This is a genomic window from Bacillus cereus group sp. BfR-BA-01360 (genome assembly GCF_022663595.1).
Taxonomy (GTDB): Bacteria; Bacillota; Bacilli; order Bacillales; family Bacillaceae_G; genus Bacillus_A; species Bacillus_A cytotoxicus.
In genome coordinates this window covers 100,449-126,643 of record NZ_JAKUFV010000006.1, presented here as the reverse complement: position 1 = coordinate 126,643, position 26,195 = coordinate 100,449, and the positions used below count along the sequence as shown (strand labels likewise).

The following is a 26,195-nucleotide window of genomic DNA, read 5'->3' as shown; positions in this document are numbered from 1 at the left end:
GGGGGTGAACGTATGACAATCAAACGCAAAAAAGTATCAGTCATCGGTGCGGGATTTACAGGAGCAACAACGGCGTTCTTATTAGCTCAAAAAGAGCTTGCAGATGTTGTACTAGTGGATATTCCACAGCTTGAAAATCCAACAAAAGGGAAAGCGTTAGATATGTTAGAGGCAAGCCCTGTCCAAGGTTTTGATGCTAACATTATCGGTACATCTGATTACGCAGATACTGCTGATTCTGACGTTGTAATTATTACAGCAGGAATCGCGCGTAAACCGGGTATGAGCCGCGATGATTTAGTAGCGACGAATTCTAAAATTATGAAAAGTGTTACAAAAGAAATTGCAAAACACTCACCAGATACAATTATTATTGTGTTAACAAATCCAGTTGATGCAATGACATATTCTGTATTTAAAGAAGCAGGATTTCCAAAAGAACGCGTTATTGGTCAATCTGGTGTATTAGATACAGCTCGTTTCCGTACATTTATCGCACAAGAATTGAACCTTTCTGTTAAAGATATTACTGGATTTGTTCTTGGGGGTCACGGTGATGATATGGTACCGCTTGTTCGCTATTCGTATGCAGGTGGTATACCGCTAGAAACACTCATTTCGAAAGAACGTTTAGATGCAATTGTGGAGCGTACACGTAAAGGTGGCGGTGAAATTGTAAATCTATTAGGAAATGGTAGTGCATATTATGCACCGGCTGCTTCTCTCGTTGAGATGACGGAAGCAATCCTAAAAGACCAGCGCCGTGTGTTACCAGCTATTGCATATCTTGAAGGGGAATATGGTTATCGTGATCTTTACCTAGGTGTACCAGTAATTTTAGGTGGTAACGGTATTGAAAAAGTGATTGAGTTAGAGCTTCGCGAAGAAGAAAAAATGGCGTTAGATCGTTCAGTTGAATCTGTGCGTAACGTTATGGAAATTCTTTCTTAAGTTAAATATGTGCTAGGAAAAAGATTCGGGTTCCGAATCTTTTTCCGCTATTTAGTAGATTGTTTTTTTGAGATAATTTGAAAACGTTATCAATCTTCATGTCCTATAGTAGAACGATAGAATTGTAACAGACATTGCCTTCGTTATTGCAACGCTTCGGATAAAAATCGCTTTTAGTGGGATAATAAGGTGGAAATCGGAGGGGAATGTGACATGTTAAAGAAAAAAGTTCAAATCGGTCGTCGAATGGATGAAATTACAGTAGGAGAGAAGTTATCCATTACTGAGAAAATAGAAGATAAAGATTTATTATTGTATTTAGGTTTAACAAATGACGCGAATCCTTTATATATTCAGCATGATTATGCATCCCAAACTCCATATGAAAAGCCGATTGTACCGAGCATGATGTTAACAGGAATGATTACAACAGCAGTTACAAAATATTTACCAGGTCCAGGAAGTCATGTTGTTAGGAAGGATCTTATGTTTGTCAAACCAGTTCATCATTATGAAACATTAGAAATTCATTTTGAAGTGATAGAGGTTTCCCAAGAAGAACATACAATTGATATGCGTGTATTTGCTTATGACGAAAGTAAAGAAGTGGTTGTGAAAGGAAGATTAACAGTAACGCCTCCTTACCAATCGGTGTCCATGTTAGAAAAAACATTAGATAACTTCTAATCTACAAGCCAAATTAGTTTGACAGAAAAAAGTAGTGCTGCCTCACTGGACGAGTACTACTTTTTTCGTATGCTCATATAGCAGTCATTTAGTTAAAAAATCCTGCTACAAATCCTTCTCCAAAATCAGATAAGAAGGAGTGTAATGTCTCCCAGTTAGAAAATCCGATAACAAATGTAGCAACAAATAAGAAGGCTATACTGGATAATATCAATCTTTTTTGATTCATTACAAAGGCACCTCATAAAACGTTATATCAATATATAGTTATATTTTATGGAATTCATTTTAAGATAGGTAAGTTACATAGTCAAGTCTCTTTCATTATGAGCCCTCACCAACCGTGATTTTCTAATGGATCGCTTATCCTCATAATAAATATACCTTCATCATTTGCATGTACACGTTCAAAACTTGAACATAATTCATAGTACGGTATAAGCATAACATGGTGTCTCCAAGTAGAATGGCCTTCTCCTAACCATTTTGAAATGAGAGAACCACGCCAATTTCAAAAAGAATGAAAATGCCATATGCCTGTTCCTCCATTCGATAGGAACGGTGTCGTGCTGTTTTTAAGTTTATCGATTCAACTTTGTAACGATAAGGTTTTCCGAATGGACAATTCTATTGAGAGGGGCTTTGTTTTCTAGTATGATGAGAATAACGGGGAAAATACTAGGATGAAGAAGGTTTCAAGTCTATTACTTGGAGGAAGAGAATGAGCAATCGAATTTTAGTTGTTGATGATGAAGAGTTTATCCTAACTTTAATTGAGTTTAATTTACAGCAGGCTGGTTTTGAAGTGATCACAGCAATGGATGGTGAAGTTGCGTTTCAAAAGGCGACAACAGAGCGTCCAGATTTGATTATATTAGATTTAATGCTTCCAAAGATGGATGGAATGGAAGTATGTAAGGAGTTACGTTTGCAGCGCGTTATGACACCTATTCTTATGCTAACTGCAAAAGATGATGAATTTGATAAAGTACTAGGGCTTGAGCTTGGAGCAGATGATTATATGACGAAGCCGTTTAGCCCGAGGGAAGTTGTTGCACGAGTGAAGGCAATTTTACGTCGAACAAAGTTGCAGGAAGAACAAATTCCGGAAGTGCCAGATGAAAATAGCATTATGATTTCTGAACTAAAGATTTTACCAGAATTTTATGAGGCATATTTCAGAGGAGAAAAATTAGAACTTACTCCGAAAGAGTTTGAATTACTTGTTTATCTTGCGAGGAATAAAGGGCGAGTATTAACGCGCGATCAATTATTAAGCGCGGTATGGAATTATGATTTCGCTGGTGATACGAGAATTGTTGATGTTCATATTAGTCATCTGCGCGATAAAATAGAGCACAATACAAAAAAACCAGCGTATATTAAGACAATTCGAGGATTAGGTTATAAATTAGAGGAGCCAAAAGGAGATGAATAAATTTCGCTCCAGGCTTCTTTTTACATTTGTTTCGCTTATTATTTTTATTTTAGTGGGACTTGGTGTACTGTTAGAGACGTTGTTTGAGAATTATTATATCGAGCATACGAAAGAGAGGACGATAAAGGAAACAAGGTATGTTGCTTTATTAGTAGAAGAGTTAGGTATTGATAAGGTCTTACATGCACAGAATGTTTTTACCGAATTAGAAGAACAAATACCGATTTCGATCCTCTTTGTTGATGAAGCGAAAAAGGTTCAATATAGTAAGAGTGATAAGCCGGTGTTTGATCAAAAAATGATTGAGGAGCTTACTTCTGAAACAGCCGGTCAAAAAAGTAAGGTCATTACAAAAGAATCAAAGCAGAGCAATGTATTTTACCATGCTGTATTTGTACAAGATGCGCAAGGAAAGCAAGGATATATTCTCGTGAAAAGTATAATTGAACCTTTAAAAGATGTTCATCAAAAAACATGGGGACTATTAATTGTTGGATTTGTAATTGCTTGTCTTGTAGTTATTTTTCTTGGAATGAAAATTACTGGACAGTATATTCGCCCGATAGAATCTGTTACAAAAGTAGCTATTGAGTTGGCTAAGGGAAATTATAAGGCAAGAGCGTATGAGAGTCATTCTGATGAAACAGGAATGTTAAGCAAAGCAATTAATATTTTAGCCCGTAATTTACAAGAGATGACGTTGGAGCAAGAAATGCAGCAAGATCGCTTACATACGCTGATTGAAAATATGGGAAGCGGTATGATTTTAATTGACAGCCGAGGATATATTAGTCTTGTAAACCGTTCGTATAAAGAGATTTTTCATGTTACAGATGAAGAGTATTTGGATCGTTTATATTATGAATCGTTTCATCACACTGAGATTATTGAACTGGTAGAAGAGATCTTTATGACAGAAGTGAAAGTACGCAAACAAGTGCTGTTGCCGCTTGATATTGAACGAAAGCATTTTGAAGTATATGGCGCACCTATTATTGGGACGAATCATGAGTGGAAAGGGATTGTACTTGTATTTCATGATATAACCGAATTAAAGAAACTTGAGCAAATGAGAAAAGACTTTTTAGCGAATGTTTCTCATGAATTGAAAACACCAATTACTTCTATTAAAGGATTTTCAGAAACATTGCTTGACGGAGCAATGAAGAATCAAAAATTTTGTGAGCATTTCTTACACATTATTTTAAAAGAAAGTGAGCGTATGCAAGACTTGATTGAAGATTTGTTAGATTTGTCGAAAATCGAGCAACAAGGCTTTAAATTAAATATGGGAAATGTGGATATAAAGGACTTGCTGGAAGATATTAAAATGGTGTTAGATAAAAAGGCACAAGATAAAGAGATTGTGTTACAGATGGATGCTATGCAGCATGTATCTGTTATTGGAGATTCCAGCCGCTTGAAGCAAATCTTTATTAATTTAGTTCATAATGCAATTATATATACGCCTGTTGGTGGAACCGTTTCTGTTTCATTATTTGAGGACGAACAGAATGCCTACGTGCAAGTAGCTGATACAGGAATTGGGATTAGTAAAGAAGAAATCCCACGAATCTTTGAGCGTTTTTATCGTGTAGATAAGGCGCGAAGCCGAAATACAGGTGGAACAGGGCTTGGGCTATCTATTGTTAAACATTTAGTGGAAGCTCATCACGGAATGATTACTGTAGAAAGTAAAGTAGGGGAAGGGACAATGTTTACGGTCGCTTTACCAAAAGTAAATCTTTAGATTTTGGTTGAGGGATATTTACATTATATTAACAATAGCTTCATTAAAGATTAACAAAGACCTGTTAATATAATACATGAAAACCCCTTCATCCAAGGAGTAGTAAATTGGGACGAGAATAGATGCTCTGTTCTCGTCACTTCCCTTTTCTGTGAAATATTATATTTTTATGTAATAAGGAAAACCGTTATTTTTCTTCTCTCTCTTAGTCGTGTTAATATAGAGAGAAGGAAAGAACGGTTTTTTTATATGGGAAAGAACAGTTCAATTTTGTATGGGGAGGTTTCAAATTTGGAAAAAAAAGTTGTATTAGTTGATGGAAATAATATCGCATATCGTGCTTTTTTCGCACTACCGCTTTTAAATAACGATAAGGGGATACATACGAACGCAATTTATGGTTTTACAATGATGCTTATGAGGATATTGGAAGAAGAAAAGCCTACGCATATGCTTGTGGCATTTGATGCTGGGAAGACAACATTCCGCCATAAGACATTTAGTGATTATAAGGGGGGACGTCAAAAAACGCCACCTGAACTTTCAGAGCAATTCCCCTTCATTCGCGAATTGTTAGATGCTTTTCGTGTACCTCGTTATGAATTAGAAGACTACGAGGCTGATGATATTATGGGGACGTTAGCGAAAGAAGCAAGTGAACAAGGGGCACAGGTAAAAGTAATTTCCGGAGATAAAGATTTACTTCAACTCGTTTCTGATCATACACGTGTATGTATTCCGCGTAAAGGAATTACAGAAGTGGACGAGTATACAAAAGAGGCACTCTTTGAAAAGTATAACTTATCACCAAAACAAATTATTGATATGAAAGGGCTAATGGGGGACCAATCGGATAACATTCCTGGCGTTCCAGGTGTTGGAGAGAAAACGGCGATTAAACTGTTAACGCAATTTGGGACAGTGGAAGCTGTATATGAAAATCTAGATCAAGTGAGCGGTAAGAAGTTAAAAGAAAAATTAGAGACACATAAAGAGCAAGCATTTATGAGTAAAGAACTTGCGACAATTATTACGGATGCACCTATTACTGTGCATATAGATGATATTGAATATAAAGGATATGAGGCAGGCGACATTATTCCTCTTTTTGAAAATCTAGGTTTTACGTCTTTATTAAATAAGCTTGGGGCTCCTTCTGAAGAAGCTGTTTCAGCTGAATTAGATGATATTTCATTTGAAATTGCTGAAGAAGTAACAGAAGAGATGCTGCAGCAAGATAGTGCAATCATTGTAGAAGTGCAAGAAGAGAATTATCATAAAGCAGACATTCAAGGATTTGGTATTCAAAATGACAATGGCTGTTATTTCATCCCAACGGATATAGCTCTTGCGTCTGAGGCGTTCATAAAATGGCTGAAGGATGAAGAAATGAGAAAGTATACATTTGATGCTAAACGTGCCATTGTAGCACTTAAATGGAAAGGCGTAGAAATTAGAGGGGTTGATTTTGATTTATTAATCGCTGCGTATTTACTTGACCCAGCTGATACAGACAAAGATTTCCGTACGGTAGCAAAAATGAAAGAAACACATGCGGTGAAATCGGATGAAGAAGTGTATGGTAAGGGAGCAAAACGTGCTGTTCCGGCGCAGGAAATTGTTGCGGAACACGTAGCGCGCAAAGTACATGTCTTATATGATGTAAAACAAACATTTATAGATGAATTAGAGAAAAATAAACAATATGAACTGTTCATAAACCTTGAAATGCCGCTAGCGTGCGTCTTAGCTGACATGGAAGTAAAAGGTGTGAAAGTTGATACAGAGCGCTTGCGTAATATGGGAGATGAACTTGCTGGTAGACTAAAGGAAATGGAGCAAGAAATTTATGAGCTTGCTGGTACAGAATTTAATATTAATTCGCCAAAGCAGCTCGGTGTTGTTCTATTTGAGAAGCTGAATTTACCAGTGATTAAAAAGACGAAGACAGGATATTCTACATCAGCTGATGTACTAGATAAGTTGATGGATCATCATGAAATTATTCCAAAGATTTTACATTATCGTCAACTTGGCAAATTGAACTCAACGTATATTGAAGGTCTACTAAAAGTTGTTCATGATGAGTCATCTAAAATTCATACTCGTTTTAATCAAGTATTAACACAAACGGGGCGCTTAAGTTCTACAGAACCGAATTTACAAAATATCCCGATTCGTTTAGAGGAGGGAAGAAAGATTCGCCAGGCTTTTATTCCTTCACAAGAAGGATGGGTTATGTATGCGGCTGATTATTCACAAATCGAATTACGTGTACTGGCACATATTGCAAAAGATAAAGGATTAATAGAAGCATTTCAGCATGATATGGATATTCATACAAAGACAGCAATGGATGTCTTTGGTGTTGAAAAAGATGAAGTAACAGCAAATATGAGACGACAAGCAAAAGCAGTAAACTTTGGGATTGTGTACGGCATTAGCGATTACGGACTTTCACAAAACTTAGGAATTACACGAAAAGCAGCAGGAGAATTTATCGAGAAGTATTTTGCTAGCTTCCCTGGTGTAAAAGAGTATATGGATGAAATTGTCCAAGAAGCGAAACAAAAGGGATATGTTTCTACTTTATTAAATCGCCGTCGTTATATTCCAGAAATTACAAGTCGGAATTTTAATGTGCGTAGTTTTGCTGAGCGTACAGCAATGAATACACCAATTCAAGGCAGTGCCGCTGATATTATTAAAAAAGCAATGATCGTTATGGCAGATCGTTTAGAAGAAGAAGGACTACAAGCGCGTCTTCTTTTACAAGTACACGATGAATTAATCTTTGAAGTGCCAAAAGAGGAAATAGAAAAACTTGAAAAGCTTGTCCCAGAAGTAATGGAACATGCGATTGAACTTGCTGTTCCGCTAAAGGTTGATTATTCATACGGGCCAACTTGGTATGATGCAAAATAAGGAAGTGATAAAATGCCCGAATTACCAGAAGTTGAAAATGTAAGAAGAACACTTGAAAATCTTGTAACAGGAAAAACAATGAAAGATGTAATTGTAACATATCCTAAATTAGTGAAACGACCAGATGATGCAGAGCTTTTTAAAGAACTGTTGCGGGGGGAAACGATTGAACGAATTGAACGAAGAGGAAAATTTCTTCTTTTGTATGTAACAAATTATGTAATTGTTTCACATTTGCGCATGGAAGGGAAATATTTCCTTTGTAAAAGTGATGACCCAGTTGATAAGCATACACATGTACGCTTTCAATTTACGGATGGTACAGAGCTCCATTATAAAGATGTAAGAAAGTTTGGAACGATGCATCTTTTTACAAAGGGAGAGGAATACAAAGAGATGCCGCTTGCTGATTTAGGACCAGAACCATTTGACCCTGAGCTAACAGTGGAGTATTTGCAAAAGAAATTACAAAAGACAAACCGCAAAATAAAAGTTGCATTATTAGATCAGCGACTTTTAGTGGGGCTTGGAAATATATATGTAGATGAAGTGTTGTTCCGTTCCGGTATTTATCCAGAACGAGAAGCTTCATCTCTTGCAAAAAATGAAATCGAAAAGATTCATGCTGCAACAGTAGCAACATTAACAGAAGCAGTGAAGCGGGGTGGCAGCACAATTCGATCGTATATCAATTCACAAGGAGAAATTGGTTCTTTCCAAAATCTGTTGAATGTATACGGAAAAAAAGGTGAACCATGTGTAACATGTGGGACAGCCATTGAAAAAATAGTAGTTGGTGGACGCGGTACGCATTATTGCCCGCATTGTCAGCCGAGAAACTAAGAAAGTGAACATCGGATAGGCATCTATCATATACATACAGCAGAGTTGTGTATAGGAAGGAGCTTGCCGATGTCTCTTTACTTTTCTCTTATTTTATTAGCTTTTACATTAAGTTTGGATAGTTGTAGTGTAGGGCTTACGTATGGGCTGAGGAACGTGCGGATTCCACTGCGCTCCATTATAATCATTGGGATATGCTCAGCAGCAGTAATGCTTGTTTCTATGGGAATCGGAAATATGATTGCGAAAGTATTTTCGCCCATGATTGCAACACGCATCGGCGGGTTTGTTCTTGTCGGAATTGGTGCGTGGGTGTTATATCAGTTTTTTCGAGGCGATAAAAAAGAGGAAATAAAGCAAGAAGAAAAAGTTTGGAAATTAGAAATTGCTTCTCTTGGATTAGTTATTCAAATTTTACGAAAACCAACTGTTGCTGATTTTGACAGGTCAGGGACAATTTCTGCTGGAGAGGCTTTATTACTTGGTATTGCACTTTCAGTAGATTCATTTGGGGCTGGAATAGGCGCATCTTTATTAGGCTATGCACCAGTGATGATGGCGATGCTAGTCGCAGTGATGAGTTCGTTATTTTTATTTATTGGCATGCAAATGGGCACAATGTTATCAAATATGCGGTGGTTACAAAGATTTACTTTCCTGCCTGGAGTGTTACTGATTATTATTGGACTTTGGAAAATATAGAGGCGTGGAACATGAGTTTCACGCCTTATTGTTAAGGAGGAAAACGAATGACAGTTGTAATTGGACTAACAGGAGGTATTGCAAGCGGAAAAAGCACCGTTTCGCAAATGTTACGTGAATGTAACATTCCTGTTATTGATGCGGATATTGTTGCAAGAGAGGTTGTAGAACAAGGGAAACCAGCATATAACAAAATTGTAGAGGTTTTTGGAAAAGAAATATTACAGGAGGATGGAGAATTAAATCGTCAAAAGCTTGGGAGTATTGTGTTTCATAATGAAGAAAAACGAATGCAATTAAATGGAATTGTGCATCCTGCTGTACGCAAAGAGATGAATGAACAAAAGGATCGGTACATAAAAGAAGGAGTACAAGCGGTTGTGTTAGATATTCCTCTTTTGTTTGAAGGGAATTTAACAAATCTTGTAGATTATGTTTTAGTTGTAGCAGTTTCACCGAGTATACAGTTAGAACGTTTAATGAAGCGAAATGGTTTTTCAGAAGAAGAAGCGAAAGTGAGGATTCATTCACAAATGCCGCTAGCAGAAAAGATAACATTAGGAGATAAAGTGATCTATAATGATGGCACAATTGCTGAGACAAAAGAACAATTGCAGCGGATTTTAAAGGAATGGAGCATGATTAACTAAAAAATTTTGAAATTAATGAAAATGTTTAGTGACATATTCCCTTTTTATGTTATACTATTATTGGGATTGGAGATAAATAGTATAACGCATTCAAGGGGGATAACATATTATGATTCGTGTGGCAATTAATGGTTTTGGACGTATTGGAAGAATGGTATTTCGTCAGGCAATAAAAGAAAGCGCATTCGAAATTGTGGCGATTAATGCAAGCTATCCAGCGGAAACATTAGCACATTTGATTAAGTATGATACAATTCATGGAAAGTTTGATGGAACAATTGAAGCATTTGAAGATCATTTACTAGTGGATGGAAAAATGATTCGCCTTCTAAACAATCGCGATCCAAAAGAATTGCCTTGGAAAGAGCTAGGTGTAGAAGTTGTAATTGAAGCAACTGGTAAATTTAATGCAAAAGAAAAAGCGATGCTTCATGTAGAAGCTGGTGCGAAAAAAGTTATTTTAACAGCGCCTGGTAAAAATGAAGATGTAACAGTTGTAGTTGGTGTAAATGAAGAACAATTAGATGTAACAAAACATACAGTTATTTCAAATGCATCTTGTACAACAAACTGTTTAGCACCTGTTGTGAAGGTGTTAGATGAACAGTTCGGAATTGAAAACGGTTTAATGACAACTGTTCACGCTTATACAAATGACCAAAAAAATATTGATAATCCACATAAAGATTTACGAAGAGCACGCGCTTGTGGGCAGTCTATCATCCCTACAACAACAGGAGCTGCAAAAGCATTAGCGAAAGTTCTTCCGCATTTAAATGGAAAACTTCACGGTATGGCGCTTCGCGTGCCAACACCAAACGTGTCACTTGTTGACTTAGTAGTTGATTTAAAACGTGATGTAACAGTTGAGGACATTAATGAAGCGTTTAAAACAGTTGCAAATGGTACAATGAAAGGAATTATTGAGTTCAGTGAAGAGCCTTTAGTTTCTATTGATTTCAATACGAATACACACTCAGCGATTATTGATGGTTTATCCACAATGGTAATGGCTGAACGTAAAGTGAAAGTTCTTGCTTGGTACGATAATGAGTGGGGCTACTCTCGCCGTGTTGTCGATCTTGTGAAATTAGTTACTGCAGAACTAGCAAAACAAGAAAATGTTCAACATATTTAAGTGAAAAAATGAGAAGGCAAGCAATTGCTTGCCTTCTTTTTCCTTTTCAAAAAAATGAAAAAGTTATATGGATATATTATTAAGTAAGATACATACTGAAAAACATTGTGATTACTGTATTTGTGAATCGTTTATTTCATTTTGGGAAAAGTAAAGAAGAGAATTTGACAAAAAATCAAAAAAACTGTTGTTGCAAAATGAAAATAAACAAAGTATACTAACACTCGTAAACTTAAGAGCTGAGGTACGTAGTCACTACTTAAAGGGTTAGGACCTCTCTGGACTAACTTTCCCCCGTGGTAGTGGAGCAAGCCAAATTGCAAATTAGTTTTCAATTCGAACAGTTAGATTAAATTTATAAGGGGGAACTGTAGAATGGATACTATGGACACTATGGGTCGTCACGTAATCGCTGAACTTTGGGATTGCGATTTCGACAAGCTTAATGATATGCCGTTTATTGAACAATTGTTTGTGGATGCAGCGCTAAGAGCTGGTGCTGAAGTACGTGAGGTTGCCTTTCATAAGTTTGCACCGCAGGGTGTAAGTGGAGTTGTAATTATTTCGGAATCACACTTAACAATTCACAGCTTTCCAGAACACGGCTATGCGAGTATTGATGTTTATACTTGCGGGGATCGTATCGATCCAAATGTTGCTGCAGAATATATTGCAGAAGGCTTAAATGCGAAAACGCGCGAGAGCATCGAGCTTCCTCGAGGTACAGGTAGCTTCGAAATTAAGCAAAGAGAAACAAAAGCTCTTTAAAAAAGGACATAATTGATTTAAAATGTAAAGAGGTGTATAATACACCTCTTTTTTTAATTTATATAAAATAAGTTTAAAGTGGTAAGCACAGATAAATAAGTTATATAATGTGGATATATATTTACGTGTAGAGAAATGAAAAAGAGTAAAGATTATTTTGTAAGGGAGTGAATACGTTGCGTTGTCCATCCTGTTTTCATAATGGTACGAGAGTGCTGGATTCACGTCCAGTAGATGAAGGACGCTCTATTCGAAGAAGGAGAGAATGTGAAAGTTGTTTAAACCGATTTACAACATTTGAACGAGTGGAAGAACCACCTCTTATTGTTGTAAAAAAAGAAGGTACACGAGAAGAATTTAATAAAGAAAAGATTTTACGTGGCTTAATTAAAGCTTGTGAAAAACGACCGGTATCTTTAAAGCAATTGGAGGAAGTAACGCAAAATGTAGAGCGTGAGCTTCGGAATCTAGGAATATCGGAAGTAAAAAGCGATATGATTGGTGAAATTGTGATGGAAGCATTAAGGGATATCGATGATGTTGCTTATGTACGATTTGCTTCAGTATATCGCCAATTTAAAGATTTAAATGTGTTTATTGAAGAATTAAAAGATATACTGCAAAAAGAGAGAGAATAAGACGAGGTTTTCACCTCGCGCTGATTGGGTATTATGGCCCGTTATCTTCCTTGTTTCTCTCTAAATCTTAAGGTGGGAGTTTTACTGCCCTAAAATAGCGGGACAAAAATCTGATTTGCGAATAACGGGACAGGAGAGCTAGAAGCGTAAGCTAATAGCTCTTTTTCACTAAGAAGTTCTATAAGGTGAACACATGGTAGATGTTAGGGTAGAATGGATGAAAGAAAGGAATTTCAAGGATGGAAAAACAGTCATGGATGGAGCTATTGCCAATTGATCGTTATAAAGTAAGCGCAAAAGGGTTGTTGCATAGCTATGACCGGAAAGTATTAACCATGCTATACCAACCTTTAGTAGGTAGCAAAGCTTTTAGTTTATACATGACACTATGGGGGGAGTTGGAACAAGATCGCTTGTTTGGTAAAGAGAATACGCACCACTCTCTTATGGTAACCATGCAAATGCAGCTTCCTGAAATATATGAGGAACGAAGAAAGCTAGAAGCAATTGGGCTTTTAAATGTCTATATCAAAAAGGAAAAAGACATTCGTATGTTTATATATGAACTGCAACCACCATTATCTCCAAAACAGTTTTTTGATGATATTGTTTTAAGTATTTTCTTATACAATAGGTTAAGTAGAACGAAGTACAACCAAGTAAAAAAATATTTCTTAGAAGAAACGTTTGATTTTACTTCATATGAGAATATTACGCATTCTTTTAATGATGTATTTGGTTCGTTTAATCCAGAACAGTTTGAACATGTACAAGAAGAACTTCGTATTCCAAAGGTAACAGTGATGCCGAAAAATGAAACAGGAAATGCACCTGCAATTTGGAATGATTTCTTTGATTTTTCACTATTTGTTGAAGGATTATCGGCGCTTGTTCCTAAAAAATCAATTACAGAACAAGTTCGTGAATGCGTGATTACACTAGCTTATGTATACGGAGTGGATGTGTTATCCATGCAAAATATTGTTCTTGGTGCAATGACGGAAATGCAAACAATTGATATGGAACGTCTTCGTAAAGGGGCTCGTGATTGGTATCAATTTGAACATGGACAAGCACTTCCGGTATTAAGTGAACGTGTACAACCTCATTCAGCACGAACAATGGCGGAGAAAGAACCTTCTACGCAAGAAGAGTTGTTAATAAAACAATTAGAAGAAATTTCACCAAAGCAGTTATTAAAAGAAATTTCAGGTGGCGCAGAGGCAACAAAGGCAGATTTACAAATTGTAGAAGATGTTATGTTGAATCAAAAATTAGCACCGGGAGTTGTGAATGTTCTTATTTATTATGTAATGTTGCGTTCTGATATGAAACTTGCTAAAACATATGTTGAAAAGATTGCAGGTCATTGGGCAAGGAAAAAAGTAAGCACAGTATCAGAAGCGATGGCTTTAGCGAAAGAAGAAAATCGTCAATATCAAGAATGGGCGGAGACAAAGAAAAAGGGACGTCCATCGACAAAAACAGTACGAAAAGAAATGGTACCGGATTGGCTGAAAGCAGAATCAAAAGAATCATCGTCAGATAAGAAAAAGGCAAGTTCAAAACGAAAAACGAACAAGCTAGAAGAAGAACGAAAGAGATTAGAAGAAGAATTGAAAAAATATAAGCGTGATTAATAGAGGAGAATGAACGCTCTTTGAGGTGAAAGAATGGAGCATATTCAAAATTCATTTGCAAAATTAATGCAAAATGAAAACTTTAAAAATAGATATGAAATATTGAAAGCAGAAGTTATGGAACATCCGCGTGTAAAGGCATTTATTGAAGAACATAAAGATGAAGTAACAACTTCCATGATCGAGAGAAGTTTAGTGAAACTATATGAATACATTGGCCAAAGTGTTGGGTGTGCGGATTGTCCGAACTTAGAATCGTGTAAAAATATCATTCAAGGATATGAACCGAAATTAATTATTCAAGGTAAAATGATAGACATTCAATATGATCGCTGCGTTCGACAAGTGGCTTACGATGAGAGAAAGAAACAAGAAAAGTTAATTCAAAGTGTATATATGCCAAAGGATATATTGCAAGCTTCTATGTCTTCGCTTGATTTATCAGATGGAGATCGTTTTGAAGCGATACGTGCTGCCAATGAATTTTTAAATGCATATGAACCAGGGAAAAAGGTGCAAGCACTATATTTCTATGGGCCATTTGGTGTAGGGAAAACATTTATTTTAGGAGCAATTGCAAACGAATTAGCGCAGCGAAAGATAAGCTCGATGATTGTCTACTTACCGGAATTTTTACGCGAAATAAAAAGCTCATTACAGAACAATACAATTAGCGAGAAAATTGATGCGGTGAAATATGTACCGGTATTAATGCTAGATGATATTGGAGCAGAGGCGATGTCGAGCTTTGTACGTGATGATGTCCTAGGTGCGATATTGCAGTTCCGAATGCTAGAGAACTTACCAACGTTTTTTACATCTAATTTTGATTTTAAACAATTAGAACATCATTTAACATATACGCAACGTGGAGAAGCGGAAGAGATGAAAGCGGCTCGGATTATGGAACGGATTAAATACCTAGCAAAACCTGTTGCAATTGGTGGTAAGAACCGTCGTCATATGTAAACATATCTCATACCTATGATATGAGATTGCAACGATTCGGATCAAGAATACGAGTTGCGAAGCAAATCGTGACAAAAAGAGTAAGTGGATGCTTGCTCTTTTTTTTATTAAAGCAACCAAAATTCATATGAGCTTGTATCATTTTTTTCCCCTGCCCTTAATATATATAAAATTAGCAAGAAATATCGAGCGAAGAGTAAAAGCTTTCCGGATGGTAGACTCTTTCGCTTCTTCGTAAGAGAAGGCTTTGTTTGGAACGGGGATAAAAGGGGGGACAAAAGTGATTGAAATTTGTTTCGAAGAAAAAAATGAAGCTGTATATGTATATCGACAACTTATGAAAAGGACGGAAGCTTTATATAAAGAAACGAGTATTTATGTAAGTGAAAAGAAAGTAGTAATCCATATTCCGATATGTGAATCGAACTATATTAGAAAAGTTCTGATTCCAGTGCTTCTTTATTTTATTGTGAATATTAAACAAAATGAATGGCTCCGTACGATTTTGAAAGAGAAGTTTTTTTATGAGGATCAAGAAGAGTGTCGCCAAATTTTACATATGGCACATGAGATTTTAAAGGGGAAACGAAAAGGAGTCGCACAAGATTTAACGCAGAAAGAGATGGAGTCTCAAGTTGTTTCTTCGTTAAAAGATTGGCTAAGAGACCCTTTATCCTTTTCATTTTCATCCTACGTTCAATTTCGTCTTCGCGCATATAAAGAGAGGATCAATCGACTCGCTATAGTCGCGATTGATGAATATAAAATGGAGCAGGAATATCAAATGTTTATTGAAATGCTAAGGCAACAAGTAAGTAATAGAAAATCCCGATTGTCTTGTTTGCACCTTGTATTTGATGAAAGTTTTATTTTTTATAATGAAAAAGGAGTACGTTTAAAACAAGAGAAATTAGTGCAGTATATAGATGAAGATTTAGTAAATCAAAAAGATATCTATGTTGATACGAAGGTAATTGCACCGCTTTTGTCGATTGCACCAAAAAAGATTTATTTGTACGCAAAGGAACAGGATCACAATGTGATTATTACCCTGCAAAATGTATTTCAGGAAAGGGTGCAGTTGTATGCATTACATGAATTTGAGCACAATATGAAAAAAATAAAAAATAAGGGTGACGCCCTTGATTTTCTAAGTTTTTGAGCATATAATTACCTACATAAACGAAATATATTGAAATGTCACGATGAGGACATGAGTAATTTACTACGATTTTCAGAGAGGGAAGTATGAAGGTGTGAGCTTCCTAATACGGGTTTATTACTTACCACCTCTGAACTTTAGCAGTGAACGTTTGTCTAGTAATTGCTAACGGACAACACCGTTATGTTGAACTTGAGCAATTAACAGTTTAGTTAATTGGAACAAGGGTGGAACCACGAATTCAACACTCGTCCCTTTTATGGGGATGAGTGTTTTTTATTTTGAGAAGAAGAGGAGTGACCAGTGATGGCAGATGTAGTTAAAATTACTTTCCCTGATGGAGCTGTTAAGGAGTTTCCTAAAGGAATAACAACTGAAGAAATCGCAGCTTCTATTAGCCCAGGCTTAAAGAAAAAAGCTGTGGCTGGAAAATTGAATGATGAGATGCTTGATCTTCGTACACCAATTGAAAAAGACGGTGCAATTTCAATTGTTACATTAGATTCTGAGGATGGTTTATATATTTTACGCCATTCAACAGCTCATCTATTAGCTCAAGCGTTAAAACGTTTATATAAAGATGTGAAGCTTGGTATTGGACCAGTAATCGAAAACGGCTTCTATTATGATATTGATATGGAAGAAGCAATTACCGTTGAAGATTTCCCAAAAATTGAAAAAGAAATGCAAAAGATTGTAAATGAAAACTTAGAAATTGTTCGTCATGAAGTGCCTCGCGCCGAAGCTCTTCGTCGTTATGAGGAAATTAATGATGAACTAAAATTAGAATTGATTAACGACCTTCCAGAAGATGCTGTTATTTCAATTTATGAACAAGGCGAATTCTTCGATCTTTGCCGCGGTGTGCATCTTCCATCTACAGGGAAGATTAAAGTGTTTAAATTGTTAAGCGTTGCAGGTGCTTACTGGCGCGGTGATAGCAACAATAAAATGCTACAACGTATTTACGGTACTGCATTCGTGAAGAAAGCAGAATTAGATGAACATATGCGTATGCTTGAAGAAGCAAAAGAACGTGATCATCGTAAATTAGGTAAAGAGTTGAAATTATTTACAAATAATCAAAAAGTGGGACAAGGTTTACCTCTTTGGTTACCAAAAGGTGCAACAATTCGCCGTATTATTGAGCGCTACATTGTTGATAAAGAGGTAAGCTTAGGTTATAACCACGTATATACTCCAGTATTAGGAAGCAGAGAACTTTACGAAACTTCTGGTCACTGGAATCACTATCGTGATGGCATGTTCCCATCTATGCAGATGGATAATGAAGAATTAGTTCTTCGTCCAATGAACTGTCCTCATCATATGATGGTTTATAAAAACGACATTCACAGTTATCGTGAATTACCAATCCGCATTGCAGAACTTGGAACAATGCATCGTTATGAAATGTCTGGTGCGTTATCTGGACTACAACGTGTACGTGGAATGACTTTAAATGATGCACATATCTTCGTCCGTCCAGATCAAATTAAAGAAGAGTTAAAACGTGTTGTGAACTTAACTTTAGAAGTATACAAAGACTTTGGTTTAGAAAATTATTCATTCCGTCTATCTTACCGCGATCCAGAAGATACTAAAAAGTACTATGCGGATGATGAAATGTGGGAAAAAGCACAAGGAATGTTAAAAGAAGCAATGGACGAAATGGGACTTGAATACTATGAAGCTGAAGGTGAAGCGGCATTCTATGGTCCAAAACTTGATGTTCAAGTTCGTACTGCACTTGGAAAAGACGAGACACTGTCAACAGTTCAATTAGACTTCTTACTTCCAGAGCGTTTTGAATTAACTTACGTTGGTGAAGACGGAAAACAACATCGTCCAGTAGTTATTCACCGAGGTGTCGTATCTACTATGGAACGATTCGTTGCTTTCTTAATTGAAGAGTATAAAGGTGCATTCCCAACTTGGTTAGCACCAGTTCAAGTACAAGTTATTCCAGTTTCTCCGCAAGTGCACTTAGACTATGCGAAGAAAGTGCAAGAAGAATTGCAACGTGCTGGTATTCGTGTTGAAGTAGATACACGTGAAGAAAAAATTGGTTACAAAATCCGTGAAGCACAAATGCAAAAAATTCCATACATGCTTGTAGTAGGTGATAATGAAGTTGCTGAAAATGGCGTGAATGTACGTAAATATGGTGAACAAAAATCAGAAACAATTGCATTAGATGCCTTTGTTGATATGATTAAAGTTGAAGGGAAACGATAAGAAAGTCGCGGCATGCCGCGACTTTCTTGCTGAATACATATAGTAATGAAATGATACTAATCATAAAAAAGTATTGCATGTATTCGTGTTGTTTGTTACAATGTTTCTTGTTGTTAGGAAAACGTGTCTTCTTGACAGACATTATATCCTATGGTAAACTCATCAAGGATAATAGAATATTGTTTTGTAGAGCAAGTAGAAGCACCCGCTTCTCACCTGATTGACGCATTCGCAGTTAACAGGTAAATGTATTTCTTACGTAAGATAGTACAAGTGTGGGTGTCGTATGCCCGCACTTTTTTTGTTCGGGTTCTATGACTGCAAACATATTCTGAGAAAATCTTGGAGGTGGCTTACTATTAGCAAGGATATGATGATTAACGAGCAAATTCGTGCTCGTGAAGTACGTTTAGTTGGTGCAAATGGTGATCAACTTGGTATTAAGTCTCGTAATGACGCTTTAGATATGGCTGCAAATCTTAATCTTGATTTAGTATTAGTTGCTCCAAATGCGAAACCGCCAGTATGCCGCATTATGGATTATGGTAAATTCCGCTTTGAGCAACAAAAGAAAGAAAAAGAGCAGCGTAAAAATCAAAAAGTAATTAGCATGAAAGAAGTTCGTTTAAGTCCAACAATTGATGAACATGACTTTAACACAAAACTTCGCAACGCTCTTAAATTTTTAGGTAAAGGCGACAAAGTTAAAGCATCTATTCGCTTTAAAGGACGTGCCATTACTCATAAAGAAATCGGTCAACGTGTCTTAGATCGTTTCGCGGAAGCTTGTGCTGAAGTAGGAACAATTGAATCTAAGCCTAAAATGGAAGGACGTAGCATGTTCTTAATTTTAGCACCGAAAAACGATAAGTAATAGATAGAGGAGGAAATACCTATGCCTAAACAAAAAACTCATCGCGGCGCTGCAAAGCGTTTCAAAAAAACTGGATCTGGTAAACTTAAACGTGATCACGCTTATACTAGCCACTTATTTGCAAATAAGTCTACAAAAGCGAAACGTAAACTACGTAAAGCTGGTCTAGTAAGTGCTGGTGACTACAAACGTATCCGTCAAATGCTTGACAACTTAAAATAAGTTCGGTTGATATATAGAACACACTAGGAGGTAATATTATGCCAAGAGTAAAAGGTGGTACAGTTACTCGTAAACGTCGTAAAAAAATGATTAAATTAGCGAAAGGTTACTACGGTTCTAAACATACTTTATTCAAAGTTGCTAACCAACAAGTAATGAAGTCTTTATTATATGCGTTCCGTGACCGTCGCCAAAAGAAACGTGACTTCCGTAAATTATGGATCACTCGTATTAACGCAGCAGCTCGCATGAATGGTCTTTCTTACAGCCGCTTAATGCACGGTTTAAAACTTGCTGGTATCGAAGTTAACCGTAAAATGCTTGCTGACTTAGCTGTTCATGACGAAAAAGCTTTCGCTGAATTAGCAACAGTTGCAAAAAACAACTTAAAATAATTGCTTGAAAACCTTAGAAGATTTTCTTCTAAGGTTTTTTTATGTGTTCCTAAGATTAACCTATCTGGAAATGAAGAAAAGAAGTAGATATATGAAAAAGGAGCCTTAGTAGAGCTCGCAAAAAACTTGATGAGGAAGAAAAAGTAGAAGCGATGATAGAAACACGTCATCTTGATGGAATAAACGGAAAAATGTGTATAAATTTTATAATTATGTAATAAAACGTCAAGAGGGACTTCTCTAACTTTTTTATTGCTTCTGAAAGGTATCTTTTCTAGTAGAAACGACACTGTTATAATGTAAAGATAATATAGAAGTATTATCATATCATTTACTGATGATTGAAATGTATTCATGATTTAAGGACAAGATATTTCATAAGGGAATAGAAAGCGAAATAGGTAATAAGGGTAGGGCTTTTAGCTTATGTGAAATATGAGATGAAACAACATTGTCTTTGTGCGATGTTAGAGGAGGACGATGGAATGGATTTACTACAGCTATTTAAATTGCAAAAAGAATTAGATGATCATATTACAAAAGAACATGACTTACAGCCGAAGAAGCTATTAAAAGAAAAAATGTTAGCGCTCCTTGTTGAAATTGGAGAACTTGCAAATGAAACGCGTTGTTTTAAATATTGGAGTACAAAGCCAGCATCTGAACGTGAAGTCATACTAGAAGAATATGTAGATGGTTTACATTTTATTTTATCAATTGGTATTGATTTAGGAATTGATAAGAACTTTCTATTTTATAAATGTGCACAAACGAATAAAACACAGGTGGAAAGTTTCTTAGACACATATGCAAAAGTAATTCGTTTCACGGATCAACCGTCTATTACAAACTATATCGAATTATTTACAAGCTATCTTCGTCTTGGACAAGTTCTTGAATTTAGTCAAGAAGAAATTGAAAAAGCATATTTGGATAAAAATAAAGTGAATCATCAACGTCAAACGCAAGGATATTAATGGATGAAGGCTTATAATCAGTGGAGCATAAAGAAAATCTCCACTGATTAAAGTTTCACTTTGTTTTTTTGAATATTTCAATTTACTTATTATATAATAGGTTAAATGAAGAAAAAGGAGGGATTGACAATGCAAAAGTTAGATAAAACATTGACAATGCTGAAAGAACTAACAGATGCGCGCGGTATTGCGGGAAATGAGCGTGAGCCACGTGAAGTAATGAAAAAGTACATTGAACCGTTTGCGGATGAACTTTCTACAGATAATTTAGGAAGTTTAGTTGCTAAAAAGGTAGGAGAAGAAAACGGTCCGAAAATTATGGTAGCTGGTCATTTAGATGAAGTGGGCTTTATGATTACACAAATCGATAATAAAGGTTTTCTTCGTTTTCAAACGGTAGGTGGCTGGTGGTCACAAGTTATGCTTGCACAGCGTGTAACAATTATAACGTGCAAAGGGGATATAACAGGTGTAATTGGTTCAAAACCACCACACATTTTATCAGCAGAAGCTCGTAAAAAACCAGTTGAAATTAAGGACATGTTCATCGATATCGGTGCTTCTAGCAAAGAAGAAGCAATGGAATGGGGCGTACGACCAGGAGATCAAGTTGTACCATATTTCGAATTCCAAGTGATGAAAAATGAAAAACTGCTGCTTGCAAAAGCGTGGGATAACCGCATTGGTTGTGCTATTACGATTGATGTATTAAGACAATTAAAAGATGAAAAACATCCAAACATTGTATACGGTGTTGGAACAGTTCAAGAAGAAGTAGGACTGCGCGGTGCGAAAACGTCAGCAAACTATATTAAACCCGACATTGCGTTTGCAGTAGATGTTGGAATTGCTGGCGATACACCGGGAGTAACAGAAAAAGAAGCGCAAAGTAAAATGGGAGATGGGCCACAAATCATTTTATATGATGCATCTGTCATTGGTCATACTGGGCTTCGTAATTTCGTAGTGGATGTTGCTGATGAGCTAGATATTCCATATCAATACGACTTTGTAGCTGGAGGCGGAACTGATGCAGGGGCGATTCATATTTCTGTAAATGGTATTCCATCTATGGCAATTACAATTGCAACTCGTTACATTCACTCTCATGCTGCTATGTTGCATCGTGACGATTATGAAAATGCAGTGAAACTCATTGTAGAAGTGATTAAACGTCTTGATAAAGAGGCTGTACATAATATTACATTTGATTAAACAAAAAGCGAAGAGATGTCTCTTCGCTTTTTGTTATTTAAAAAGGGCGCTCTAATCCAGCTGCAGTATGTACTCCTAAAATGATTAAACGCGTTAATTGAAGTGCCATAAAGTGAGGTGTGTAAATCATTCCCTTTTTGAGCCAAGACATAATGATGCCAAGGTGAGCGCCAGTGATATAGCTAATAAGAATATCACGTGGAACGATAAGTTTTTCATCATTTGGCTGTGCGATGGATAAACTTAAAGTTAAATGAGTTTGAATGGTTTTCATCATTTTATATGCATAATTGCCAGCTGCTTGATCACCGAGCATAACGCGATAAAACTTTTCGTTTTTTGCGATATGTTCAAATAGAGCTAAAAAGCTTGGGTGTGGTGAATCAAATGTGAGCTGAAAATCTTCTTTATTTCGCTTTTTTGGTTTAATTGCTTCAGTTAGTGTTTCTAACATTTCAGTAATCGTTTTTTCAAGCAGGTCGTATTTATCATGATAATGACTATAAAAAGTAGCACGATTAACAGGAGCGCGTTCCGCAATGTGCTGCACGGTTACATTTTCAAAACCTTTTTCGCCTACTAAAGTAATAAAAGCATCCTGTATGAGCTGTTTCGTTCGTTTTACACGTGGATCATTTGTATTTTTAATAGACATTTTTGTTTCTCCTTGTTGAGTTTTATTTATTTAATCAACATATACATAATTAAATGTTGGGTAAACAACATATATGCTTAATTTGTCGGTTGTAGATTTGAAATAATTATTTATAATTATAAACGATATTCCTTTAGAAAACAGCACCACTCGTATGATGGATAGAAAAGCTTACTTTATCATGCAAAAGGTGTGCTTTTTTTGTTTAATTGTTAATATAATTAATAATTAAACAATATAAACAAAAGGATAGAAATCGTTTAGAGAAAAATTATATTCGATATAAGGAGAGAAAAGCAATGAATCAATTTCGAAGAATGGTGATGATCAACATCATCACATTAATCGTATTAGTTGGCGGCGGTATCGGTGGTTACTACTACTACAACCAATCCGAAAACTATTTAAAGACAGAGAATGCGAAAATTGATGGGAAAGTAATTCCAATTGCATCACCAGTAGCAGGGAAATTAACAGAATGGCAAGCAGAAGTAGGTAAAAGCTACAATGAAAATGATAAACTAGGTGCCGTTACGACATCAGGTTCAAATGGTGAACAAACAATGGATGTGACAATTCCACAAGGTGCAACAGTTGTACAATCTAATGCAACAACAAATGCTTTTGTTGGGGCAGGTAGCCCAATTGCATACGCATTTGATATGAATGATCTATGGGTAACAGCAAACATTGAAGAAACAGATATTGATGATGTACAAAAAGGACAAGAAGTAGATGTATATGTTGATGCGTATCCTGATACAACATTAACAGGAAAAGTAGAACAAATTGGTTTAACAACAGCAAATACGTTCTCGATGTTACCATCAAGCAATTCAACAGCAAATTATACAAAAGTGACACAAGTAGTACCGGTTAAAATTTCTTTAGACCACAGTAAGTCAGTAAATATTGTTCCTGGAATGAATGTGACAGTTCGTATTCATAAATAAGGGGGGGAGATAAAATGTCCTCATCTTTAATAGTAGGATATGCTATATTTTGTATTATCGTCTTCTTCCTGGTAAATCGTCTTTTTAGAAAGAAAAAAACAAACGCGGGAGAAGAGAAGGTCCCAGCCGTAAGTAAAATAGAAACGAAGCAACCGGAACAAAAAGCTTCCAATCTTGTAGAATTAGAAGCAGCTAAGAAAGAAGTACCCAAAAAGCATTTGCCAATAGAAAATGTAAATGTAAAAGCAGTTGTGACAGTATTGATTCTTGGCATGTTTGTTTCGATTTTAAACCAAACGATTATTAATGTTGCTTTGCCACCATTAATGAATGAATTTAATGTCTCAACTTCAACAGCGCAATGGTTAATTACAGGATTTATGCTTGTAAACGGGATTTTAGTCCCAATCAGTGCCTTTTTAGTATCGCGCTTTACGTATCGTAATTTATTTATAGCAGCAATGGTATTTTTTACAGTAGGTTCTATTATTTGTGCTATATCTGGAAACTTTACGATGATGATGATAGGCCGTGTAATTCAAGCAGTTGGTGCAGGTGTTTTAATGCCAATTGGTATGAATATTTTTATGACACTGTTCCCTCCCCATAAGCGAGGAGCTGCGATGGGATTATTAGGGGTAGCGATGATTTTAGCACCAGCTATTGGACCGACTGTAACAGGTTGGGTCATTGAAAATTACAGCTGGAACTTAATGTTCTATGTGATGTTTGTGATTGGCCTAATCATTACTTTATTATCATTAAAATTCTTTACACTAGCACAGCCAGTATCGAAAGCGAAATTGGATTTATTTGGTGTAATTAGCTCAAGTATTGGACTTGGTAGCTTATTATATGGATTTAGTGAAGCCGGCAATAATAGTTGGAGCAGTACAGAAGTTGTTGTTTCTCTGATCATCGGTACAATTGGTCTTGCATTGTTTATTTGGAGAGAAATGACGACGGATAATAAAATGTTGGATTTACATGTATTTAAGTATCCAACATTTACTTTCACATTGTTAATTAACGCAATTGTAACAATGGCGCTATTTGGAGGTATGTTATTACTTCCTGTCTATCTGCAAAATATTCGTGGTTTTACGCCAATTGAATCCGGTCTACTGCTTCTTCCAGGATCATTAATTATGGGGATTATGGGACCGATTGCAGGGAAACTATTTGATAAGTATGGCATTCGTCCCTTAGCAATCATTGGGTTAGCAATTACAACATATGCAACATATGAATTTACGAAATTAACAATGGAGACACCATATAGTGTAATCATGAGAGACTACATCATACGTTCAATCGGAATGTCGTTTATTATGATGCCAATTATGACAGCTGGTATGAATGCGTTGCCGATGAAATTGATTTCGCATGGTACAGCAACACAAAATACGTCAAGACAAGTCGCCGGTTCAATTGGTACAGCGATTTTAATTACAATTATGACGCAGCAAACAAACTATCACGTAGCAGATTACGGAAATATGTTAACAACGACAAATCCGATTTTAGTTGATAAAGTACACGGAATGGGACAAAGCTTAGCAGCTTTAGCTGGTTCCGCACAAGCTGGAGATGTGATGAGTACGCAACTATTATACGGACAAATTTCAAAGCTATCTGCAATTAACGGTATTAATGATGCGTTCTTAATTGCAACCATATTAGCGGGTATTGCCTGGGTATTATCATTCTTCTTGAAATCAGGTAATAAGCCAAATCGAAAAGCAGGGAATTAATGTCCCTGCTTTTTTATAGTTAATCTGTAACGAGAAGTTGATGAGCAATAACTGTAAACGATTCTGTTATATAGAGAATGAATTAGGTAGGGACATCAAATAATAGAAAATAGCACCTAACATTCCTGTAGAAAAAATAATGAATCCCATATTGCGTATACTTTTCACTTTTAATTGTATGCCATTGACTCCTGCTAACAAACCAGTTAAAGAGAATAGAATCCAATATAGAACGGTTGGAATACGAAGAAATTTATCACTATCAATCCCCATGCCCCAGAAAACAAAAGGGAGTACCACAAAGGAAAAAGAGAGCAATCCCATTAAGACCACGAGTAACTTCCGATAATTCACGCCTGCTATTATTAAAAACATTCCACCAATCACGCCTGACATTACGAGGATAGGCATAAAGAAAATCCATACAAAAGCCAAAATATCCATATAAAATCTCCTTCTAGTTAATAAGTTATATTTTACAATGTTAGGGTTATTTTAGATATGATTAAAAATAAATTTATTTTTATGATAAAAATGCTTGTAGCATTTCCAAGAGATTCATATAGAGTAATTGTCTTTTTATTTGAAATGCCTTCAGTATAAATCGCCAGTGGGAGTAATATAAATAAGCCGCTTAGTAGTCCTGTTCCA

The 26,195-nt window shown here is 36.1% G+C and carries 25 protein-coding genes and 2 other annotated features; of the genes, 22 read left to right on the top strand and 3 right to left on the bottom strand.

All coding sequences use genetic code 11. The annotated features are described in order from the left end of the window. Positions 1-12 precede the first annotated feature (12 nt). Both mdh and MR056_RS08170 read left to right on the top strand, forming a co-directional pair. Complete coding sequence (mdh, locus tag MR056_RS08175; RefSeq protein ID WP_012095736.1) at positions 13-951, top strand: malate dehydrogenase; 939 nt, start codon at positions 13-15, stop codon at positions 949-951. A gap of 213 nt (positions 952-1,164) precedes the next feature. Continuing rightward, positions 1,165-1,638 (top strand): MaoC/PaaZ C-terminal domain-containing protein, encoded by a 474-nt coding sequence (locus tag MR056_RS08170; RefSeq protein WP_041810066.1) that lies wholly within the window; start codon positions 1,165-1,167, stop codon positions 1,636-1,638. A gap of 88 nt (positions 1,639-1,726) precedes the next feature. Here the strand turns inward: MR056_RS08170 and MR056_RS08165 are convergent, their stop codons facing one another. After that, a complete protein-coding gene (locus MR056_RS08165) occupies positions 1,727-1,867 on the bottom strand; it encodes a hypothetical protein (RefSeq protein WP_167527346.1) in 141 nt (46 codons plus the stop codon). A gap of 492 nt (positions 1,868-2,359) precedes the next feature. Between MR056_RS08165 and MR056_RS08160 the strand changes: the two genes are divergently transcribed. The 18 genes from MR056_RS08160 to MR056_RS08075 all read left to right on the top strand — a co-directional run bounded on the left by MR056_RS08160 (position 2,360) and on the right by MR056_RS08075 (position 22,182). After that, the gene (locus MR056_RS08160) at positions 2,360-3,076 is read left to right on the top strand and encodes a response regulator transcription factor (protein ID WP_012095734.1); all 717 of its coding nucleotides are present in this window, start codon (positions 2,360-2,362) and stop codon (positions 3,074-3,076) included. After that, positions 3,069-4,826 carry a two-component system histidine kinase PnpS gene (pnpS, locus tag MR056_RS08155; RefSeq protein ID WP_087099275.1) on the top strand — a complete coding sequence of 586 codons (1,758 nt, stop codon included), beginning with the start codon at positions 3,069-3,071 and terminating at the stop codon, positions 4,824-4,826. The genes MR056_RS08160 and pnpS overlap by 8 nt, the downstream gene beginning before the upstream one ends. Positions 4,827-5,117: 291 nt before the next feature. Beyond that, a complete protein-coding gene (gene polA, locus MR056_RS08150) occupies positions 5,118-7,751 on the top strand; it encodes a DNA polymerase I (RefSeq protein ID WP_140388440.1) in 2,634 nt (877 codons plus the stop codon). 12 nt (positions 7,752-7,763) lie between these two features. Beyond that, complete coding sequence (gene mutM, locus MR056_RS08145; protein WP_012095731.1) at positions 7,764-8,594, top strand: DNA-formamidopyrimidine glycosylase; 831 nt, start codon at positions 7,764-7,766, stop codon at positions 8,592-8,594. 69 nt (positions 8,595-8,663) lie between these two features. Further along, a complete protein-coding gene (ytaF, locus tag MR056_RS08140; RefSeq protein ID WP_012095730.1) occupies positions 8,664-9,296 on the top strand; it encodes a sporulation membrane protein YtaF in 633 nt (210 codons plus the stop codon). A gap of 47 nt (positions 9,297-9,343) precedes the next feature. After that, on the top strand, positions 9,344-9,946 hold the full coding sequence (gene coaE / locus MR056_RS08135) for a dephospho-CoA kinase (protein WP_012095728.1): 603 nt from the start codon (positions 9,344-9,346) through the stop codon (positions 9,944-9,946). A 109-nt stretch (positions 9,947-10,055) separates the two neighbouring features. Next, complete coding sequence (locus MR056_RS08130) at positions 10,056-11,084, top strand: glyceraldehyde-3-phosphate dehydrogenase (RefSeq protein WP_012095727.1); 1,029 nt, start codon at positions 10,056-10,058, stop codon at positions 11,082-11,084. Between the two features lie 384 nt (positions 11,085-11,468). Then, positions 11,469-11,852 carry an adenosylmethionine decarboxylase gene (gene speD / locus MR056_RS08125; protein WP_176371956.1) on the top strand — a complete coding sequence of 128 codons (384 nt, stop codon included), beginning with the start codon at positions 11,469-11,471 and terminating at the stop codon, positions 11,850-11,852. Positions 11,853-12,028: 176 nt separating this feature from the next. Beyond that, complete coding sequence (nrdR, locus tag MR056_RS08120; protein ID WP_012095725.1) at positions 12,029-12,490, top strand: transcriptional regulator NrdR; 462 nt, start codon at positions 12,029-12,031, stop codon at positions 12,488-12,490. Positions 12,491-12,729: 239 nt separating this feature from the next. Next, positions 12,730-14,130, top strand: a complete 1,401-nt coding sequence (locus MR056_RS08115) for a replication initiation and membrane attachment family protein (protein WP_012095724.1) — start codon at positions 12,730-12,732, stop codon at positions 14,128-14,130. Between the two features lie 33 nt (positions 14,131-14,163). Continuing rightward, positions 14,164-15,099 carry a primosomal protein DnaI gene (dnaI, locus tag MR056_RS08110; protein WP_012095722.1) on the top strand — a complete coding sequence of 312 codons (936 nt, stop codon included), beginning with the start codon at positions 14,164-14,166 and terminating at the stop codon, positions 15,097-15,099. A gap of 280 nt (positions 15,100-15,379) precedes the next feature. Then, positions 15,380-16,261 carry a putative sporulation protein YtxC gene (gene ytxC / locus MR056_RS08105; protein WP_048724075.1) on the top strand — a complete coding sequence of 294 codons (882 nt, stop codon included), beginning with the start codon at positions 15,380-15,382 and terminating at the stop codon, positions 16,259-16,261. Positions 16,262-16,292: 31 nt separating this feature from the next. Then, positions 16,293-16,520, top strand: a binding site (T-box leader). Positions 16,521-16,567: 47 nt separating this feature from the next. Then, entirely contained in the window at positions 16,568-18,499 is a 1,932-nt protein-coding gene (thrS, locus tag MR056_RS08100) for a threonine--tRNA ligase (RefSeq protein WP_012095720.1), read from the top strand. 187 nt (positions 18,500-18,686) lie between these two features. Further along, positions 18,687-18,807 (top strand) — a sequence feature (ribosomal protein L20 leader region). 62 nt (positions 18,808-18,869) lie between these two features. Then, a complete protein-coding gene (infC, locus tag MR056_RS08095; protein ID WP_109090154.1) occupies positions 18,870-19,373 on the top strand; it encodes a translation initiation factor IF-3 in 504 nt (167 codons plus the stop codon). Positions 19,374-19,394: 21 nt separating this feature from the next. After that, complete coding sequence (gene rpmI, locus MR056_RS08090) at positions 19,395-19,595, top strand: 50S ribosomal protein L35 (RefSeq protein WP_012095718.1); 201 nt, start codon at positions 19,395-19,397, stop codon at positions 19,593-19,595. A gap of 38 nt (positions 19,596-19,633) precedes the next feature. Next, complete coding sequence (rplT, locus tag MR056_RS08085; protein WP_012095717.1) at positions 19,634-19,990, top strand: 50S ribosomal protein L20; 357 nt, start codon at positions 19,634-19,636, stop codon at positions 19,988-19,990. Between the two features lie 485 nt (positions 19,991-20,475). Continuing rightward, a complete protein-coding gene (locus MR056_RS08080; RefSeq protein ID WP_041810065.1) occupies positions 20,476-20,967 on the top strand; it encodes a dUTP diphosphatase in 492 nt (163 codons plus the stop codon). A gap of 129 nt (positions 20,968-21,096) precedes the next feature. Next, the gene (locus MR056_RS08075; protein WP_012095715.1) at positions 21,097-22,182 is read left to right on the top strand and encodes a M42 family metallopeptidase; all 1,086 of its coding nucleotides are present in this window, start codon (positions 21,097-21,099) and stop codon (positions 22,180-22,182) included. 37 nt (positions 22,183-22,219) lie between these two features. Here the strand turns inward: MR056_RS08075 and MR056_RS08070 are convergent, their stop codons facing one another. After that, positions 22,220-22,837 (bottom strand): TetR/AcrR family transcriptional regulator, encoded by a 618-nt coding sequence (locus tag MR056_RS08070; RefSeq protein ID WP_012095714.1) that lies wholly within the window; start codon positions 22,835-22,837, stop codon positions 22,220-22,222. 299 nt (positions 22,838-23,136) lie between these two features. Here MR056_RS08070 and MR056_RS08065 point away from each other — a divergent pair, with 299 nt between their 5' ends. Beyond that, on the top strand, positions 23,137-23,790 hold the full coding sequence (locus MR056_RS08065) for an HlyD family secretion protein (RefSeq protein ID WP_012095713.1): 654 nt from the start codon (positions 23,137-23,139) through the stop codon (positions 23,788-23,790). Between the two features lie 14 nt (positions 23,791-23,804). Further along, on the top strand, positions 23,805-25,544 hold the full coding sequence (locus MR056_RS08060) for a DHA2 family efflux MFS transporter permease subunit (protein WP_012095712.1): 1,740 nt from the start codon (positions 23,805-23,807) through the stop codon (positions 25,542-25,544). Positions 25,545-25,610: 66 nt separating this feature from the next. Here MR056_RS08060 and MR056_RS08055 read toward each other — a convergent pair whose 3' ends face one another. After that, a complete protein-coding gene (locus MR056_RS08055) occupies positions 25,611-25,988 on the bottom strand; it encodes a hypothetical protein (RefSeq protein WP_012095711.1) in 378 nt (125 codons plus the stop codon). Between the last annotated feature and the right edge of the window lie 207 nt (positions 25,989-26,195).

What these genes read in the sequence shown, in the direction of transcription:
- speD (WP_176371956.1), top strand. Translation starts at nt 11,469, where the DNA reads ATGGACACTATGGGTCGTCACGTAATCGCTGAACTTTGGGATTGCGAT.
- MR056_RS08130 (WP_012095727.1), top strand. Translation starts at nt 10,056, where the DNA reads ATGATTCGTGTGGCAATTAATGGTTTTGGACGTATTGGAAGAATGGTA.
- mutM (WP_012095731.1), top strand. Translation starts at nt 7,764, where the DNA reads ATGCCCGAATTACCAGAAGTTGAAAATGTAAGAAGAACACTTGAAAAT.
- MR056_RS08160 (WP_012095734.1), top strand. Translation starts at nt 2,360, where the DNA reads ATGAGCAATCGAATTTTAGTTGTTGATGATGAAGAGTTTATCCTAACT.
- mdh (WP_012095736.1), top strand. Translation starts at nt 13, where the DNA reads ATGACAATCAAACGCAAAAAAGTATCAGTCATCGGTGCGGGATTTACA.
- MR056_RS08080 (WP_041810065.1), top strand. Translation starts at nt 20,476, where the DNA reads ATGGATTTACTACAGCTATTTAAATTGCAAAAAGAATTAGATGATCAT.
- rplT (WP_012095717.1), top strand. Translation starts at nt 19,634, where the DNA reads ATGCCAAGAGTAAAAGGTGGTACAGTTACTCGTAAACGTCGTAAAAAA.
- dnaI (WP_012095722.1), top strand. Translation starts at nt 14,164, where the DNA reads ATGGAGCATATTCAAAATTCATTTGCAAAATTAATGCAAAATGAAAAC.
- MR056_RS08170 (WP_041810066.1), top strand. Translation starts at nt 1,165, where the DNA reads ATGTTAAAGAAAAAAGTTCAAATCGGTCGTCGAATGGATGAAATTACA.
- thrS (WP_012095720.1), top strand. Translation starts at nt 16,568, where the DNA reads ATGGCAGATGTAGTTAAAATTACTTTCCCTGATGGAGCTGTTAAGGAG.
- MR056_RS08065 (WP_012095713.1), top strand. Translation starts at nt 23,137, where the DNA reads ATGAATCAATTTCGAAGAATGGTGATGATCAACATCATCACATTAATC.
- MR056_RS08165 (WP_167527346.1), bottom strand. Translation starts at nt 1,867, where the DNA reads ATGAATCAAAAAAGATTGATATTATCCAGTATAGCCTTCTTATTTGTT.
- MR056_RS08070 (WP_012095714.1), bottom strand. Translation starts at nt 22,837, where the DNA reads ATGTCTATTAAAAATACAAATGATCCACGTGTAAAACGAACGAAACAG.
- MR056_RS08115 (WP_012095724.1), top strand. Translation starts at nt 12,730, where the DNA reads ATGGAAAAACAGTCATGGATGGAGCTATTGCCAATTGATCGTTATAAA.
- ytaF (WP_012095730.1), top strand. Translation starts at nt 8,664, where the DNA reads ATGTCTCTTTACTTTTCTCTTATTTTATTAGCTTTTACATTAAGTTTG.
- MR056_RS08060 (WP_012095712.1), top strand. Translation starts at nt 23,805, where the DNA reads ATGTCCTCATCTTTAATAGTAGGATATGCTATATTTTGTATTATCGTC.
- coaE (WP_012095728.1), top strand. Translation starts at nt 9,344, where the DNA reads ATGACAGTTGTAATTGGACTAACAGGAGGTATTGCAAGCGGAAAAAGC.
- infC (WP_109090154.1), top strand. Translation starts at nt 18,870, where the DNA reads ATGATGATTAACGAGCAAATTCGTGCTCGTGAAGTACGTTTAGTTGGT.
- rpmI (WP_012095718.1), top strand. Translation starts at nt 19,395, where the DNA reads ATGCCTAAACAAAAAACTCATCGCGGCGCTGCAAAGCGTTTCAAAAAA.
- MR056_RS08055 (WP_012095711.1), bottom strand. Translation starts at nt 25,988, where the DNA reads ATGGATATTTTGGCTTTTGTATGGATTTTCTTTATGCCTATCCTCGTA.
- MR056_RS08075 (WP_012095715.1), top strand. Translation starts at nt 21,097, where the DNA reads ATGCAAAAGTTAGATAAAACATTGACAATGCTGAAAGAACTAACAGAT.
- pnpS (WP_087099275.1), top strand. Translation starts at nt 3,069, where the DNA reads ATGAATAAATTTCGCTCCAGGCTTCTTTTTACATTTGTTTCGCTTATT.